This window comes from Terribacillus sp. 7520-G (genome assembly GCF_002271665.1).
Lineage (GTDB): Bacteria > Bacillota > Bacilli > Bacillales > Amphibacillaceae > Terribacillus.
Window position 1 is genome coordinate 273,953 of the sequence record NZ_NQFP01000007.1, and the last position, 17,553, is coordinate 291,505.

General features: G+C 48.2%; 17 protein-coding genes. All 17 read left to right on the forward strand.

From position 1 onward, the window contains the following. Window positions 1–10: 10 nt before the first annotated feature. The 17 genes from CHH53_RS03595 to CHH53_RS03675 all read left to right on the forward strand — a co-directional run bounded on the left by CHH53_RS03595 (window position 11) and on the right by CHH53_RS03675 (window position 17,427). Window positions 11–241 carry a YlmC/YmxH family sporulation protein gene (locus CHH53_RS03595; RefSeq protein ID WP_093726550.1) on the forward strand — a complete coding sequence of 77 codons (231 nt, stop codon included), beginning with the start codon at window positions 11–13 and terminating at the stop codon, window positions 239–241. A gap of 152 nt (window positions 242–393) precedes the next feature. Next, on the forward strand, window positions 394–1,272 hold the full coding sequence (gene dpaA / locus CHH53_RS03600) for a dipicolinic acid synthetase subunit A (RefSeq protein WP_095214745.1): 879 nt from the start codon (window positions 394–396) through the stop codon (window positions 1,270–1,272). Between the two features lie 16 nt (window positions 1,273–1,288). After that, entirely contained in the window at window positions 1,289–1,879 is a 591-nt protein-coding gene (gene dpaB / locus CHH53_RS03605) for a dipicolinate synthase subunit B (protein ID WP_095214746.1), read from the forward strand. A gap of 121 nt (window positions 1,880–2,000) precedes the next feature. Next, window positions 2,001–3,050 carry an aspartate-semialdehyde dehydrogenase gene (locus CHH53_RS03610; protein WP_095214747.1) on the forward strand — a complete coding sequence of 350 codons (1,050 nt, stop codon included), beginning with the start codon at window positions 2,001–2,003 and terminating at the stop codon, window positions 3,048–3,050. 9 nt (window positions 3,051–3,059) lie between these two features. Next, on the forward strand, window positions 3,060–4,271 hold the full coding sequence (gene dapG / locus CHH53_RS03615) for an aspartate kinase (protein WP_095214748.1): 1,212 nt from the start codon (window positions 3,060–3,062) through the stop codon (window positions 4,269–4,271). A gap of 35 nt (window positions 4,272–4,306) precedes the next feature. After that, entirely contained in the window at window positions 4,307–5,170 is an 864-nt protein-coding gene (dapA, locus tag CHH53_RS03620; protein WP_095214749.1) for a 4-hydroxy-tetrahydrodipicolinate synthase, read from the forward strand. 103 nt (window positions 5,171–5,273) lie between these two features. Continuing rightward, on the forward strand, window positions 5,274–6,005 hold the full coding sequence (locus CHH53_RS03625) for a ClpP family protease (RefSeq protein ID WP_095214750.1): 732 nt from the start codon (window positions 5,274–5,276) through the stop codon (window positions 6,003–6,005). Beyond that, window positions 6,002–6,211 (forward strand): YlzJ-like family protein, encoded by a 210-nt coding sequence (locus tag CHH53_RS03630; RefSeq protein WP_095214751.1) that lies wholly within the window; start codon window positions 6,002–6,004, stop codon window positions 6,209–6,211. The genes CHH53_RS03625 and CHH53_RS03630 overlap by 4 nt, the downstream gene beginning before the upstream one ends. A 149-nt stretch (window positions 6,212–6,360) precedes the next feature. Further along, window positions 6,361–8,661 (forward strand): DNA translocase FtsK, encoded by a 2,301-nt coding sequence (locus CHH53_RS03635; protein WP_095214752.1) that lies wholly within the window; start codon window positions 6,361–6,363, stop codon window positions 8,659–8,661. A gap of 221 nt (window positions 8,662–8,882) precedes the next feature. Continuing rightward, complete coding sequence (locus CHH53_RS03640) at window positions 8,883–9,956, forward strand: BMP family lipoprotein (RefSeq protein ID WP_445268221.1); 1,074 nt, start codon at window positions 8,883–8,885, stop codon at window positions 9,954–9,956. Window positions 9,957–10,107: 151 nt separating this feature from the next. Then, window positions 10,108–11,640 carry an ABC transporter ATP-binding protein gene (locus CHH53_RS03645; protein ID WP_095214754.1) on the forward strand — a complete coding sequence of 511 codons (1,533 nt, stop codon included), beginning with the start codon at window positions 10,108–10,110 and terminating at the stop codon, window positions 11,638–11,640. Further along, the gene (locus CHH53_RS03650; protein ID WP_095214755.1) at window positions 11,640–12,683 is read left to right on the forward strand and encodes an ABC transporter permease; all 1,044 of its coding nucleotides are present in this window, start codon (window positions 11,640–11,642) and stop codon (window positions 12,681–12,683) included. Before CHH53_RS03645 ends, CHH53_RS03650 begins: the two co-directional genes overlap by 1 nt. Before the next feature lies 1 nt (window position 12,684). Then, complete coding sequence (locus tag CHH53_RS03655; protein WP_095214756.1) at window positions 12,685–13,638, forward strand: ABC transporter permease; 954 nt, start codon at window positions 12,685–12,687, stop codon at window positions 13,636–13,638. Window positions 13,639–13,801: 163 nt separating this feature from the next. Next, entirely contained in the window at window positions 13,802–15,079 is a 1,278-nt protein-coding gene (gene yfmF, locus CHH53_RS03660) for an EF-P 5-aminopentanol modification-associated protein YfmF (RefSeq protein WP_095214757.1), read from the forward strand. Between the two features lie 2 nt (window positions 15,080–15,081). Further along, window positions 15,082–16,371, forward strand: coding sequence for an EF-P 5-aminopentanol modification-associated protein YfmH (gene yfmH / locus CHH53_RS03665; RefSeq protein ID WP_095214758.1), 1,290 nt, complete (start codon window positions 15,082–15,084; stop codon window positions 16,369–16,371). Between the two features lie 2 nt (window positions 16,372–16,373). Continuing rightward, window positions 16,374–17,087 (forward strand): elongation factor P 5-aminopentanone reductase, encoded by a 714-nt coding sequence (ymfI, locus tag CHH53_RS03670; protein WP_095214759.1) that lies wholly within the window; start codon window positions 16,374–16,376, stop codon window positions 17,085–17,087. 79 nt (window positions 17,088–17,166) lie between these two features. Continuing rightward, a complete protein-coding gene (locus CHH53_RS03675) occupies window positions 17,167–17,427 on the forward strand; it encodes a DUF3243 domain-containing protein (protein WP_095214760.1) in 261 nt (86 codons plus the stop codon). Window positions 17,428–17,553 lie beyond the last annotated feature (126 nt).

Consider the following 17,553-nt stretch of genomic DNA (forward strand, 5'->3'; position numbering starts at 1 on the left):
CTGATCTGCTTTGCGTTTCAAGGACATAGGTGATAAAGAGATCATTGATGTGAACAATGGCGAACGGTTGGGTGTGCTTGGACAGACGGATATCGAGTTCAATCCAGTCACTGGAAAAATCGATGCATTTCTCATACCGAATTATAAATGGTTCGGGTTGCGCAAGGAAGGCAGTGATAATCGCATTGCCTGGGAGGAAATCCAGACAGTCGGGAAACATATGATACTTATAAAGACGTAACTTTTGCCAGTGCACAATGCACTGGCTTTTTTTGTGTTTGCATCATGACCCAATTCAATCACTCCTCGCGGTATTCCTCATATGATAACTCGAAAGCAACAATCTCCATTGAAAAAGAATCATGAAAATACGCTGCAGAGCGAGGTGAGAGTTTGACCACCGAATTGACTATCGCTGTTCTTGGCGGTGACGCCCGCTACTTGGAGATGATTCGCAGCTTGCAATGCAGTGCGAATGCATCTGTATTTGCAGTGGGCTTCGAACAAATCAGTCAAAGCTTCACCGGCGGTATCCAGCGGGAGTTGGAGGATCTTGACCCACAGAGTCTGAATGCAGTCATCCTCCCGATTCCCGGCGTAGGTCCCGATGGGCAGATTGAAACAGTTTTTTCCGATAAGAACATTCAGCTGACGGAAAGCTGGATGGATCGATTGCCCCGGGATTGTGTCATTTTCACAGGTATCACGAATGACTATCTGACAGATTTGTGCAAAAAGCGGAATTTGCGTCTTGTGTCCCTTTTCGACAGGGACGATGTCGCAATCTATAACTCGATTCCAACAGCCGAGGGCGCCATCATGACAGCTATCAAACATACCGATTTCACCATCCACGGCTCCAAGGTCGTCGTGCTTGGTTTCGGACGTGTCGGCATGAGCGTAGCCAGCAAATTCGATGCACTTGGCGCCGATGTCCATGTCGGTTCGATTCATGATGCCGATATTGCCCGGATAAGCGAAATGGGAATGCATGCATTTTTCCTCGAAATTCTGCCGGAAGTGGTCAAGGATAGTGATATCCTGATCAATACCATTCCTGCACTTGTCGTGAAGAAAGCGATCATTGAGCAGCTGCCTACGCAGACACTGATCATCGACCTTGCTTCCAAGCCAGGCGGAGTCGACTTCCATTATGCGAAAAAACGAGGCATCCAAGCCATCCACGCACTGAGCCTGCCCGGAATTGTCGCCCCGAAAACCGCCGGTAATATTTTGTCTGTCGTCATCAAACAGATTTTAACAAACAGCTAAAAGGAGGAGTAACCATATGAGTTTAGCAGGAAAACGGATCGGGTTCGGTATTACGGGCTCCCATTGCACCTACAGCGAAATTTTTCCCCAAATCGAACAGCTGGTGAAGCTCGGGGCGGAAGTGGTTCCCGTTGTCAGCAACACGGTACAATTCACTGACACCTATTTCGGCGATGCCAAGGATCATATGCAAAAGATCAGTGATTTGACGAAAACAAAGATCATTCGCACCATCCCGGAAGCAGAGCCATTAGGTCCTCGTGAACCGCTTGATTGCATGGTCGTTGCACCGCTCACCGGCAACAGCATGTCAAAACTGGCCAATGCATTGACGGATAGTCCGGTATTGATGGCGGTCAAAGCCACAGTGCGCAATGGCAAACCCATCGTACTCGGAATCAGTACGAACGATGCCCTTGGGCTCAATGGTGTGAACCTGATGCGTCTCATGGCGGCAAAATACATGTATTTCATCCCGTTCGGACAAGATGACCCATTCAAAAAGCCGAATTCCTTGGTTGCCGATATGACAAAGCTTCCCGAAACGATCGAAGCTGCACTGGAGTATAAGCAGCTGCAGCCTGTATTGGTCCAACGTTTTTCCTAAACTCCTCAAACGATAACCTATGACAGAAAAATTATGATAGAATAGTGCTAGCGTTACATCTAAGCTAGCGTAATAACAATAGAAATGTATCCATTCAGATAGACAGAGGAGAGGGTTTTTCATGACACAGCAAGGTTATCATATCGCAGTGGTAGGCGCGACGGGCGCTGTTGGGCAAAAGATGCTGGAGACTCTTGCAGAACGCGATTTTCCGATCGGCGAGCTATCCTTATTATCTTCCAGCAGATCAGCTGGGCAGCAAATAGATTTCAAAGGTAAAAGCCATACGGTGAAGGAAGCCAAACCAGAAAGCTTTGAGGGTGTTGATATTGCACTCTTTTCTGCAGGCGGTTCCGTATCCAAGGCGCTGGCACCGGAAGCTGTGAAGCGCGGGGCGGTAGTGGTCGATAATACAAGTGCGTTCCGTATGGACCCTGAAGTGCCGCTTGTAGTACCGGAAGTGAACGAGGGTGACCTGAAGCTTCATAAAGGTATCATCGCCAACCCGAACTGCTCTACGATCCAAATGGTCGCAGCACTGGAGCCGCTGAAAGAAGCTTACGGTCTTTCCCGTATCATCGTCTCTACTTACCAAGCTGTGTCCGGGGCTGGAGCAGTCGCAATCGACGAATTGAAAAACCAAGCGCAGCAATTCCTGAACGGAGAAGACATGGAAGCAAGTGTCCTTCCGGTCAAAGGGGATGAACGCCACTTCCCGGTAGCCTTCAATGCGCTGCCGCAAATCGACGTGTTCCAGGATAATGGGTACACATATGAAGAAATGAAAATGATCAATGAAACAAAGAAAATCATGCATGCAGAGGACCTTCACGTCTCGGCTACTTGTGTACGGCTGCCAGTATTCACTTCCCATGCCGAAAGCGTATATGTCGAGCTTGGCCAAAGCGGCCTCACTGTCAAGGATATCCAGGATAAACTGGCAGCAGCCGAAGGAGTCGTGCTCGAAGATGATCCGGGCACACAGACTTATCCGACACCGCTTTCGGCAGCGGGCAAGAAAGAAGTATTCGTGGGAAGAGTGCGCAAGGATCCCGATCATGATAATGGATTCCATCTGTGGATCGTGTCCGATAACCTCTTGAAAGGTGCAGCATGGAATAGTGTCCAAATCGCAGAACGATTGATCCAACATAACTTGCTTACAGTCTGAGGTGTAGAAATGAAAGTGTTAGTCCAGAAGTTCGGCGGTACGTCTGTAAGAGACAATCAGGCGGAAGCCATCCAGCACATCGAGGCAGCCCTGAAGGAAGGGAATAAGGTAGTGGTCGTCGTATCGGCAATCGGCCGATATCCCGATCCATATGCAACCGACTCCTTGCTTGGACTGATCGGAGTTCCAGGTGAGACGCATATTTCCAAACGGGAGAAGGATTTGCTGCTATCCTGCGGCGAGGTCATCTCCTCGGTCGTGTTCTCAAATGCACTGAACGCCAAGGGAATCCGAGCCGCTGCATTGACCGGGGCCCAGGCTGGTTTCATCACCAATGATGAATTCACAGCTGCGAAAATCAAGGAAATGCGCGTCGATAGGGTTTGGGAAGAACTCGAAACCCATGATGTCGTCGTGGTAGCCGGATTCCAAGGCATGACGGAAGACGGAGAGGTCACGACCATAGGCCGGGGCGGCAGCGATACATCCGCAGCTGCACTCGGCGCTGCTTTGCAAGCGGAATATGTCGACATCTTCACGGATGTGGAAGGAATCATGACTGCCGATCCCCGTGTTGTCGAGGAAGCGCGTATGCTCGATGTCGTCACATACACTGAAATTTGCAACCTGGCATATCAAGGTGCAAAAGTGGTGCATCCGCGGGCAGTCGAGATCGCGATGCAGGCAAAGGTCCCGATGCGTGTGCGCTCGACAGGGTCCCTTTCAGAAGGAACCCTTGTCACATCATCCAGGGACAGCTTTGCCGGCAAAGATATTCCTGACCGGCTGATTACCGGCATTGCACATCTTGCCGGCATTTCCCAAATCAAAATCGAAACCGATACGGATGCATATAAAACACAGTCACGCGTTTTCAAAGCGATGGCTGAGGCAAATATTTCGGTCGACTTTATCAATATCTCGCCAAATGGAGTCGTCTATACGATTGCTGCCGAGCAAGTCATGCTTGCAGAGGAGATCCTTCATGATCTTGGCCTGAAGCCGAAGGTGATCAACAACTGTGCGAAGGTATCCCTTGTCGGTGCCGGTATGACAGGAATTCCTGGCGTGACGGCGAAAATTGTCCAAACATTGACGGATAAAGAAATCGACATCCTGCAATCAGCTGACAGCCATACGACCATCTGGGTATTGATTAATGAAAAGGATCTTGTAGCTGCAGTGAACGCGCTTCACGAGACATTCGAGCTCAGTCTATAAGGTTTGACAATTGTTGAAGACAGAGGGGTTTTACGATGAAATTCGGTAAAATTATTACAGCGATGGTAACGCCATTCGATAATGATGGGAAAATTGATTTCGACGCCACTGCCCGTTTGCTCGATTATTTGATTGAAAACGGGACAGACGCTGTCGTCGTAGCTGGTACGACAGGTGAATCGCCGACACTTTCCCACGAAGAAAAGCTTCAGCTGTTCCGCCATGTGGTAAAAACAGCTGGCGGCCGGATTCCAATTATCGCGGGAACCGGCAGCAATAACACGAAAGACAGTATCGAACTGACAAAAGAAGCAGAGGAAATCGGTGTCGATGCAGCCTTGATCGTCGCGCCATATTACAACAAACCGAACCAGCGCGGATTATATGCGCATTTCGAAGCAGTGGCAAATAGCACGAAGCTGCCGATCATGCTTTACAATATTCCTGGACGGTCCGTGGTGAAAATCGAAGCGGAAACGGTGATTAAGCTTTCAAAAATCAAAAACATTGTTTCCGTGAAGGATTCCACTGGGGATTTGAGCGCCATGACGAAGGTCATCGCCAATACGCCTGATGATTTCAGCCTGTACAGCGGTGATGATGATTTGACCCTTCCGGTGGCTGCCATCGGCGGCGATGGAATCGTATCCGTATCCTCCCATGTGGTCGGAAATGAAATGCAGGCCATGCTGCAGGCATATGAAGCTGGTGATATCGGAGAAGCTGCCCGCATCCATCAGCAAATCCTGCCGGTAATGCAAGGCATGTTCCAGGCGCCGAGTCCGACACCGGTGAAAGAAGCATTGAACCAAAAAGGTGTGACAGTAGGCGGCGTCCGTCTGCCGCTTGTGGAACTGACGGAAGCAGAGAAAGAAAACATCAGCAAGCTCTTGAAATGATCGACGGCAAAAAGCAGGAGGGATTCCCTCCTGCTTCTTTGTGTATGTATGCCGATTGGCTCGCTGTCCATACTAAAAACAAGTATGGAAAGGAGCTAGGAAAATGGCAAAGGAACGTAATGATAACCAAGAGAATGAAAACGAAGAATCCGGCGGGAAATCCATCATTGAAAAAATCCAGCAGCTCGGTCAGACATCGGTTGCCCAGGCACCTGACTCCCGTGTCCATGTACTGTCCATCATCGGTCAGATAGAAGGGCATATGCAGCTGCCGCCGCAAAATAAAACGACGAAATATGAGCATGTCATCCCTCAATTGATCGCAATCGAACAAAATCCAAAGATAGAGGGATTGATAGTGCTGATGAATACGGTCGGGGGAGATGTAGAAGCAGGACTTGCCATTTCAGAGATGATTGCATCGCTTTCCAAGCCGTCGGTCTCCATCGTCCTGGGGGGCGGACATTCAATCGGTGCACCAATCGCAGTGAGCACAGATTATAGTTTCATCGTACCGACCGCAACGATGACGATTCACCCGATCCGGCTGACCGGACTCGTAATCGGCGTACCGCAGACCTTTGAATATCTGGATAAAATGCAGGATCGGGTCATCAGCTTCGTTACCTCTCATTCTTCCATCACCGAAGAAAAATTCAAAGAGCTCATGTTTGCCAAAGGCAACCTGACGAGGGACATCGGTACGAATGTCGTCGGGACAGATGCAGTATCCTTTGGGCTGATCCATGAAGTCGGCGGTGTGGAGCATGCGATGAAGAAGCTGAATGAATTGATGGATCAGCGAAAAGCAGCCCTGAATGGGGAATTGCAATGATCCTGTATACACCGCTCGCTGCCGAGGACATTTTCCCCGCCGAAACGAAAGAATTCGATTCCCATCAAATCATGCAGTACAGGGGAAGGACGGTGCAGGCTGAACATCTGGGCAACGGCACGTATCGCGTTCATCAGCTATTATCGACGGATCCGGCTGATTTCCTGGATGAAAGCTGTGCTCCCGGAAAGTTATTCTCTTTATAAATGAATACGTATGTTCGTCTTTTTGAATCCTATGTTATACTTAATGGGATGGCAAATCGATGCAGAATAGAAAACCCTTGTCGTTGGCAGGGGTTTTCTTTACATCTAAAGAAGTACATAAGCAATGTAAAACAAGGAGATTTACTACTATGGCTAAACGAAAAACAAAAAAACGTCAAACCAAGTTCAAGCATGTGATGAGCTTTGAAGTAATCGGACTGTTATTGATATTTCTCGCTGTTTTCGGAAGTGGCGCAGGGGCCATCAGTGACGGGGCCATACCGAATGCATTGGAGCATTTGTTCCGGTTCTTCTTCGGAAGCTGGTACTTCCTGCTTGCTGTCTTTATGGGCGGAGTGGGCATCTACTTGATGGCCAGATGCAAGAAACCGAATTTGCTTCATAAGAAGCTGATCGGACTGTATCTTATCACTGCTGGGATCCTGCTGTTCACACACATCCAGGCATTCGAGGATAAGCTGAGCCAAGTGGAGCAGCCGTCCATCATCAAGACGACATGGAACTACTATTTGGCTTATATACAAGATACGATCGATCCCGCCGCATTAGGCGGAGGGATGGCAGGTGCCATCCTGTTCGCATTGAGCTACTATTTGCTTTCGGCAACTGGTGCCAAGATCATCGCTTTCTTCCTGGTTGTCATCGGGATTTTGATTTTAAGCAATACCTCCTTTTCTGCAGTTGTCCAAAAATTGGTCGATGCAGTGAAAAAAGGGGCAAGCGCATCTTCTGCCAAGGTGAAAGACAAGCTTTCCGAGAACAAGGAGCGTAAAAAGACAGAACGCCCGCAAAGGAAGCCAAAACGTAAGCCGGTGCTGGCAGGGAAAGAGGAAGCGGCAGAAGCGGAACCGATTCACGAAGAACCGATCATCGAGGATTTCACGAATATTGCCTACGCGGAACCCGAACCGGAAATCATCGAGCCGAAGCAGGAAGCCCCTAAAGAGACAGAAGAGGAGCCGGCAGAGGAGAAAGAGGCGCTGCCTGCCTCTGAGCTGGAAAACAGGGATTACCAGCTGCCTAGCATCACCTTGCTGAAACAGCCGAAGAAAAACAGCCAGAAACAAGAACGATCCCAGATTCAGGCTGTCGCCAGGAAGCTCGAGCAGACATTCCAGAGCTTCGGCGTCAAAGCGAAGGTAAGCAAGGTACATGTCGGACCAGCTGTGACAAAGTATGAAGTGTATCCGGATACCGGAGTGAAGGTGAGCAAGATCGTGAATCTTCATGATGATCTGGCACTTGCCCTGGCAGCGAAGGATATCCGGATTGAAGCCCCGATACCAGGCAAATCGGCAGTAGGTATCGAAGTGCCGAATAAGGAAGTCGCAAGTGTATCACTGCGGGAAGTGCTCGATAATAGCCAGATGAAATCCGGCTCCAAGCTGAGCTTTGCGCTCGGCCGTGATATTTCCGGAGAGTCGGTGGTAGCGGAATTGAACAAGATGCCCCATCTGCTTGTGGCAGGAGCTACCGGAAGCGGTAAAAGCGTGTGCATAAACGGCATCATCACAAGCATCCTCATGCAGGCGAAACCACATGAAGTCAAAATGATGATGATCGATCCGAAAAAAGTGGAGCTGAATGTTTATAATGGCATCCCTCATCTGCTGACGCCCGTTGTGACAGATCCGAAAAAAGCGGCAAGGGCCCTGAAAAAAGTCGTGGCGGAAATGGAACGGCGATATGATCTGTTCTCCGAATCCGGAACGAGAAATATCGAAGGCTACAATGCCTATATCAAAAAGCAAAATGAACAGAATGAGGAAGAACAGCCATTTTTGCCATTCATTGTCGTGTTGGTCGATGAGCTTGCCGACTTGATGATGGTCGCTTCCAGTGAAGTGGAGGATGCCATCACAAGATTGGCACAGATGGCACGCGCTGCCGGGATCCATTTGATCATCGCCACGCAGCGTCCGTCTGTCGATGTCATCACCGGGGTCATCAAGGCAAACATCCCATCCCGGATTGCCTTCAGCGTAAGCTCCCAGATCGACTCCCGGACCATTCTCGACAGCGGGGGCGCCGAGAAGCTGCTCGGACGGGGTGATATGCTGTTTGTGCCAGTCGGCACCTCCAAGCCGACACGCATCCAAGGTGCTTTCCTATCGGATGAAGAAGTGGAGAAGGTTGTCGATCATTGCATCCAGCAGCAAAAAGCGCAATATCAGACCGATATGATCCCGGAGGAAGAACAGGATGTGCAATCCGAAGTCGAGGATGAACTATATCATGATGCGGTCTTCCTCGTAACGGATATGCAGAGTGCCAGTGTCTCCATGCTGCAGCGTCGTTTCCGCATCGGCTATACAAGAGCGGCCCGTTTGATAGATGCGATGGAAGAACGCGGTGTCGTGGGACCTTATGAAGGGAGCAAGCCGCGGCAAGTGCTGGTTTCAAAATCGGCAGAGGACAAACTTTCGTAGGACATAATTTTCATGAAAAGGAACAAAATCTAGATGAATATCCCTCGAAAAATCGAAAATATTCGTGTTTTTTGTAAAACAAGTATTTATTTTCTGTAAAAAGCATGTTATATTATTGTTCGAGTGAAGCAAATGTAGTAATTATGACCTAATAATCTACTAATTATGTATCATGCTTCGACTTAGCTATCAATCTATATTTGGGGGTTTCTATCTTGAAAATGCGTCGTTATGCAGTACTTTTAGGTTTGATCCTTGTGGTCGGTGTCGTACTAAGTGCATGCGGATCAGGCAGCAGCAGCTCCGGTCAAGGCGGAAGCGATGACAGCTTCAAAACAGCAATGGTGACTGATACTGGCGGTATCGATGATAAATCATTCAACCAGTCCGCTTGGGAAGGTCTTACAAAGTTCGGTGAAGACAACGACCTAAAAGAGAAAGAAGGGTATGATTACCTTCAATCAAACAGTGCATCTGATTATACAACAAACCTGAATCGCCTCGTGCAATCCAACACGGATCTGATTTTTGGTGTCGGGTTCAAACTTGCGGAGGATATCGGTAAGGTTGCCGATCAGAACAAAGAAACGCATTTTGCCATCATTGATTCTGTCGTAGAAAAAGAGAATGTAGCAAGCATCGTATTCGAAGAGCAGCAAGGCTCTTTCCTTGCTGGTGTAGCTGCAGCGACAAAGTCCGAATCCGGTAAAATCGGCTTCGTTGGCGGAGAAGAAAGTGAATTGATCAAGAAGTTTGAAGCAGGATACGTTGCTGGTGCGAAATCAGTCAATAAAGATATCGAAGTGGATGTACAGTATGCCGGCTCCTTCGGTGCACCTGACAAAGGTAAATTGATTGCATCTAATATGTACAACTCCGGCGTGGATGTCATCTATCATTCTGCCGGCGGTACTGGAAATGGTGTATTCGCCCAAGCAAAAGACTTGAAAAACAATGATCCAGAAGGAAACTACTGGGTGATCGGTGTCGACCGTGACCAGTATGATGAAGGCCAAATCGGAGATAACAACGTGACATTGACAAGCATGCTGAAAGCTGTTGATGTTGCGGTAGCCAAAGTCGCCCAAGACTCCAAAGATGGCAAATTCCCTGGAGGAGAAATCGTATCATTCGGTTTGAAAGATGATGGAATCGGTATTGCAGAAACTAATAAAGAAGCATATACAGACGATATCAAATCAGCTGTGGACGAATGGAAGCAAAAAATCATCGATGGTGATGTAACTGCTCCATCCACGGATGACGAACTGAAGGAATATGTAGATTCTCTATAAGAAATCAAAAGGGCTAGAGTATGCACTCTAGCCTTTTATAAAAAATCATCAACTGAAGCGTCTTTAAACCAGACAATTCCCCGCTTCATTTGACGATTTTTTTTTGAACGAAATCAAAGAAAGTTCGTAATTCCGAGAAGGAGTGTAAAATATGGAGAATTATGTAATCGAAATGCTGAACATTCGCAAAGAATTTCCCGGAATTGTCGCCAATGACAACATCACGCTTCAAGTGAAAAAAGGTGAGATCCATGCGCTGCTGGGAGAAAATGGCGCAGGTAAATCCACACTGATGAATGTCCTATTCGGTCTTTATCAGCCGGAACAGGGAGAAATCCGTGTCGAAGGCAAGAAAGTCGAAATCAATGACCCGAATGCTGCCAATAGACTGGGTATCGGGATGGTGCATCAGCACTTCATGCTGATCGACACATTCACTGTCGCCCAAAATATCGTTCTTGGCAGCGAGCCGAAAAAAGGACTGAAGATCGATATGAAAAAAGCGATCCGTGAAGTCCAGGAACTTTCCGACCGATACGGCTTGCAGGTGGATGCCACTGCCAAGATCAGCGATATCTCGGTAGGCATGCAGCAGCGGGTGGAAATCCTGAAGACCTTGTACCGCGGTGCGAATGTCGTCATATTGGACGAGCCTACCGCTGTATTGACCCCGCAGGAAATCAAGGAATTGATCGTTATTTTGCGGACTTTGATCAAAGAAGGTAAATCCATCATTTTGATCACCCATAAATTAAAAGAAATCATGGAAGTATGCGACCGCTGTACTGTCATCAGAAAAGGGCAGGGAATCGGCACAGTAGAGGTATCCGAAACGAATCCAAATGAGCTTGCTTCTTTGATGGTGGGCCGTGAGATTCGCTTCTCGACGGAAAAACAGCCTGGCGATCCGAAAGAAACGATTCTTTCCATCAAAGGTCTTACTGTAGAGGACTCCCGTCATGTCGACATGGTAAAAGGGCTGGATCTTGATATACGTGCAGGTGAAATTGTCGGAATTGCCGGAGTAGATGGAAATGGGCAAACAGAATTAATTGAGGCAATTACCGGACTTCGCAAAAAGAAGGCTGGCAAGGTAATGCTGAAAAACCAGGACATCACCGATATGCCTGTCCGCGCCATAACAGAAAGCGGTGTCGGCCATATCCCGCAGGACCGTCACAAGCTGGGGCTGGTCCTTGATTTTTCCGTAGGGGAAAACATCGTCCTGCAGACCTACTATCAAAAGCCTTACTCTAAAGGCGGTATCCTTTCCTTCAAACGGATTTTCGACAAAGCGAAAACGCTGATTGACGAATATGATGTGCGTACGCCAAGTCACCTGACGAAAGCTCGCGCTTTATCCGGAGGGAATCAGCAAAAGGCGATCATCGGGCGTGAAATCGATCGCAACCCGGATTTATTGATTGCTGCGCAGCCGACACGCGGTCTTGATGTGGGAGCCATCGAGTTCATACATAAGCGCTTGATCGAGCAGCGTGATCAAGGTAAAGCTGTATTGCTTGTCTCCTTCGAATTAGATGAAATCCTTAATGTGAGTGATCGGATTGCCGTCATGTTCGACGGGAAAATCATTGCGGTAGTCGATCCGAAGGAAACAAATGAACAGGAGCTCGGATTATTGATGGCAGGTTCGAAGCTTGAGAAAGAAGGGGCGCAAAACTAATGTTTTCCAGCAAAAAGTTCAATTACATCATACCAATCATCTCGGTCTTGCTCGGTTTGATTGCAGGTGCAATCATCATGCTCATTTTTGGTTATAATCCGATTCTCGGCTATCAGGCATTGTGGAATGGGGTCTTTGACAGTCCATTCTTCATGTCGGAAACGGTCAACCGTATCACACCTTATATCCTGACAGGTTTGGCGATCGCTTTTGCTTTCCGTACCGGTTTGTTCAATATCGGCGCAGAAGGACAGGTGCTTGTCGGCTGGGTTGCGGCAGTTTGGGTAGGTACCGCCATCGATGCACCTGCTTTCATCCATCTGCCGCTGGCAATCCTTGCTGCAGCGGCAGCAGGAGCACTTTGGGCATTCGTGCCAGGTATCCTGAAAGCCAAGCTCGGCGTCCATGAAGTTATCGTCAGCATCATGATGAATTATATCGCACTCCATGTAACGAATTACCTGATTCGTTCCGTCATGACGGACAACCAGGAAACGACAGAGCCAGTCAAACAGACTGCATCATTGACAAATGATTTTCTGATTGGGTTGACTGGATCTCGTTTGCATCTTGGCTTCATCATTGCTTTATTGATGGTACTTGTCATGTGGGTCATTTTAGAGCGTACGAAGCTGGGTTATGAATTGAAGGCGGTAGGATACAACCAGCATGCGTCCAATTATGCAGGGATGAAAGTCGAACGGAACATCGTCATTTCCATGCTGATTTCAGGGGTTTTCGCAGGTCTTGCAGGTGCGATGCAGGGTCTGGGGAGCTTTGGTAATGCCTTCACGAATACAGCATTCTCCAATCTTGGATTCGATGGGATAGCTGTTGCACTGCTTGGCGGGAACAACCCGTTCGGCGTTGTGCTGTCAGCCAGCTTGTTTGGATTCCTGAAGGTGGGCTCACTCAATATGTCCACAGCTGGGGTGCCGAATGAAATCATCGAAATCGTCATTGCTCTGATCATACTTTTTGTTGCTTCCGGTTTCATTATCCGCTGGGCACTGCTGCAATTGAAAAAAGGGGAGAAAAAATAAAATGCTGGATATCCTATATTCCATTATTCCGCAAACGCTGTTCTTTGCCGCTCCTCTTATTTTCACCGCACTTGGCGGTGTATATAGTGAGCGTTCAGGTGTTGTCAATATCGGTCTGGAGGGCCTTATGGTCATCGGGGCTTTCTCTTCGGTTACGTTCAACCTGCTTTATGCCGATACTTTTGGCGATGCAACCCCGTGGTATTCCTTGGTTGTCGCCATAATCGCGGGGATGCTGTTTTCATTGATTCATGCTGTTGCCACAATCACTTTCCGAGCCGACCAGACGGTTACAGGGGTGGCGATCAATATGCTGGCACTTGGATTCGGTGTCTTCATGATCAAACAGATCTTTGGAAAAGGGCAAACCGATTTCATCTCCCAGCCGATTTATACGACAGATGTACCATTCTTGGTCGATATTCCTGTCATCGGCAATATGTTCTTCAACAATATGTATATCACGTCGTACATTGCAATCGTTCTATCGTTCGTTGCATGGTACGTCTTGTATAAGACGCCGTTCGGCCTGCGTATCCGTGCAGTCGGGGAGCATCCGATGGCTGCTGATACGAACGGTATCAAGGTATATACGACTAGATATATCGGCGTCATCATTTCCGGGGCCCTTGCCGGTCTCGGCGGTGCGGTTTTCGCCATGACAATCTCGCAGAATTTCTCCGTTTCCACAATCGCCGGACAGGGATTCATGGCGATCGCGGCAGTCATTTTCGGTAAGTGGAATCCGCTTGGGGCAATGGGGGCAGCTTTGTTCTTTGGTTTTGCTCAATCATTGAGTGTCGTCGGTTCCTCGATTCCTTTGCTCGAAAATGTACCGCAAGTATACTTGCTGATTGCGCCTTATGTGCTGACAATCCTTGCTTTGGCGGGATTCATCGGCCGCTCGGTGGCACCGAAAGCAAGCGGTGTTCCGTACATAAAAGGCAGCCGATAAGACAAAAGACCCGACGTTTACAGTGCGTCGGGTCTTTTTATGTAAACTGATTCTTTTACTTCCAGTCGATTTTTCATTAATATGGTAATCATAGCGAGGATTGTCGGATATATATAAGCAAAACTAGAGAAGCTATACATAACAGTAGTCAGGGAGGTTCCTCATGAAAATTGCAGATGAACAGATCATCACAGGAAAAGGTGCGACGCTGCACCTTATACCAACGAAGAAATACAAGACAATCAGCATTGCTGTGAAGCTACAGGCGCCGCTTGAAAGAGAGACGATAACAGCAAGGGCCCTGCTTCCGTATGTCCTGCAGCAGGGTACTGCCAATCTTCCGGATGCGCGCGCATTGCGCATCAAGCTGGACGATCTATACGGTGCCATCTTGTCCATTACAGGAACGAAGAAAGGCGAAAAGCATATCATCACGCTGCGCCTGGATGTAGCAAATGAGAATTATCTGAGCGATCGGACTCCATTATTCGAAAAAGCAGCCGATTTGCTGCGTGAAATTTTATTCGAACCCAAGGTGGAAAATGACGCCTTCACCCAATCGATCGTCTCACGTGAAATACAAACCCTGAGACAGAAGATGACAGCCTTGAAAGATGATAAGATGAGCTATGCAAATATGCGGCTCATCGATGAGATGTGCAAAGGAGAATTGTACAGCCTCCATGTGCACGGGTATGAAGAAGACTTGGAAGCAATGGACGGCCGGAAGCTGTTTGACTATTACAAACAGCTGCTGAAGCAGGATAAGATGGATATTTACATTCTTGGCGATGTGGATAAAGAGCATGCCGAAAAAGCTGTCCGTCCATTCATGGAACGGGACACTGCACCAGCGGAAGAAAGGGCTGCTGCTGTTCACCCTGCGACTGGAGATATCAAGGAAGTGGTGGAGAGACAGGACGTGCAGCAAGCCAAGCTTCATTTGGGCTACCGCACCAATATCCTTTATGACGATCCGGATTATGCCGCACTGCAAGTATTCAATGGCCTATTCGGCGGTTTCCCGAGCTCCAAGCTGTTCCGGAACGTCAGGGAAAAACATAGCCTGGCCTATTACGCAGCTTCGCGTTTTGAAAGCCATAAAGGGCTATTATTCGTCTTCTCGGGCATCGATCCGAAAGACTATGAGAAAGCCAGGGAAATCATCGATGCTCAGCTCGCCGCCATGCAGGCAGGGGAATTCGAGGGCAGCGAAGTCGAGGAAGTGAAGGATCTCATCGTCAGCCAAATCCTGGAGACGATCGATAACCCGGCAGGTCATATCGAAACCTTGTACCAGCAAGTAGTGGGACATAGGAACATACCTATCGAGAAAATGCTGGAAGCAATCAAACAGGTTACGAAGGAAGATGTCCTGCAAGTGGCAGAAAAAGTCCAGCTGGATACCGTATACCTGCTGACGAATAAGGGGGACGAGTGAGGATGCATAAGAATCATTACGAACAATTACAGGAATCAGTATACGCAGAAACGCTGCCGAACGGTCTGAAGGTATTCCTGCAGCCGAAATCAGAGATGGCAAAAACATATGCGATTTTTTCAACGAACTACGGATCGATCGACCAGACTTTTGTCCCGCTTGATGGGAAGGAAAAAATCACTGTGCCAGAAGGAATTGCGCATTTCCTCGAGCATAAGCTGTTTGAAAAAGAAGATCGGGATGTGTTCCAGGATTTCACCAAACAAGGTGCATCAGCAAATGCATTCACTTCCTTCACGCAGACAGCCTATCTGTTTTCTGCAACTTCCCATATCGAAGAGAATGTGACGACATTGCTTGATTTCGTCCAGGACCCTTACTTTTCCGATAAATCGGTGGAAAAGGAAAAAGGCATCATCGCCCAGGAAATCCGCATGTATGACGATCAGCCGGACTGGCGTTCTTTCTTTGGCACCATCCAGAGCCTGTTCCAGTCTCACCCGGTAAGGATCGATATCGCCGGAACTGTGGAATCGATCCAGGAAATCACGAAGGAAGACCTTTATACTTGCTATAACACGTTCTATCATCCTTCGAATATGACATTATTCGTCACCGGCAATATCGATCAGGAGAAGATGATGGAACTTATCCGGTCCAACCAAGCCGGGAAGACATTCGCTCCTCCTGCCAAGATAGAACGCTTCTTCCCGGAGGAGCCTGAAACGGTGGCAGAAAAGAAAAAGATAGTCCATATGCCGGTAAGTGTGCCGAAATGCATGATCGGCATCAAAGAAAAAACGGATTATGCGTCACCGGAAGCATTTCTCCGGCAGGAACTGCTGACAGATATGGTCCTGGACTATTATTTCTCTAAGAGCGGGGTCTATTATGAGGAATTATATAAAGAAGATCTGATCGATGACAGCTTCAGCTTCGAAACCAGCCTGGAGAAGAACTTCGGGTTCTCCATCATCGGTGGCAATACGGGCGATCCGGATCGATTCGCCGATACCGTCAAAGGAATGCTGCAGCGCATGAAAGACCATACTGTCACCGAGGCAGAAATGGATCGTATGAAGAAAAAAACGATCGGTCAGCTGCTGCGGGCGATGAACAGCTTGGAGTTTGTCTCCAATCGATTCATTCAATACCATCTTGCCGGGGTTGATTTGTTCGAAATCGTACCAGCAATCGAAAAATTGACAGCTGACGACGCGAATGCTTTCCTGAAAGAATGGTTCAGTGAAGATCGACTGTCCGTCTGCCAGATCCTGCCTCAGGAGGCATGACCATGGACAAAGTCATTTTCATCACGGGCGCAAGCGGGGCTATCGGCTCTGCTTGCGCCCGTCAGCTTGCCGGTGAGGGGCATCAGCTATTGCTTCATTATAATCGGAATGAACAGGCGATGGAGGAGCTGTGCCGTGATATACCGGAGAGTGTGCTTGGGACGATCCGCGCTGATTTGACAACAGAGCAAGGCTTGTCGGAGCTTCTGGGTTTTTTGTCTTTCCCGATCGATCAACTGGTCTATGCTGGCGGTATGGCGCATTACGGCATGTTCCAGGATATGACGAATGATGAGATGGACGATTTGCTTGCCGTCCATGTAAAGGCTCCCTGGCGAATAAGCCGGCATGTGCTGCCGTCGATGCTAACACGACGGAATGGGGCGATTGTCATCATTTCCTCCATTTGGGGAGAAAGGGGTGCCAGCTTCGAGGTCGCTTATTCCAGTGTCAAAGCTGCCCAAATCGGATTCGTCAAAGGATTGGCCAAGGAAGTCGGAACCAGCGGCGTACGTGTCAATGCAGTGACTCCGGGTGCCATCGATACCGCCATGAACAGCCAGCTTTCCCCGGAAGAGAAGCTCCGCATCACAGAGGATATTCCGATGGACCGGTTTGGCAAGGCGAGCGAGGTCGCCGATGCCGTCAGTTATTTGCTCAGCGACAAAGCTTCCTATGTGAATGGGCATGCATTGGAAGTGAATGGCGGCTGGTAAAATTAAGTTATATTTTTGTGTATAAGAAGCCTCCTTCTGTCAAAAGATAAACTGCAAGCTAATGAAGGAGGAAGATACCATGTCAGTTCTTGACAATTTTGATTCTTGGAAAGATTTCCTGGGTGATCGTCTGCATCAGGCGCAAAACAAAGGGATGGAGACTGATACTGTCTCTGGCATTGCGTATGAGATCGGTGATTATCTTGCGACAAAAGTGGAAGCTAAGAACACGGAAGAGAAAATCCTTCGTGATCTGTGGACTGTCGCGTCCAAGGATGAGAAACAAGCAATCGCCAACATGATGGTTAAGCTTGTCCAAGATAATGGCCATACTCGCTAAAAGGTAAGCCAACTTCATTAAAACCTGCTTCTTTCCCAGAAGCAGGTTTTCTTTATAGTAACAGCCTGTTATGGCTTTTCTAATCTACTTTTTTCCTTTATAGTAAGAATAGGTTTTGTTATCAGA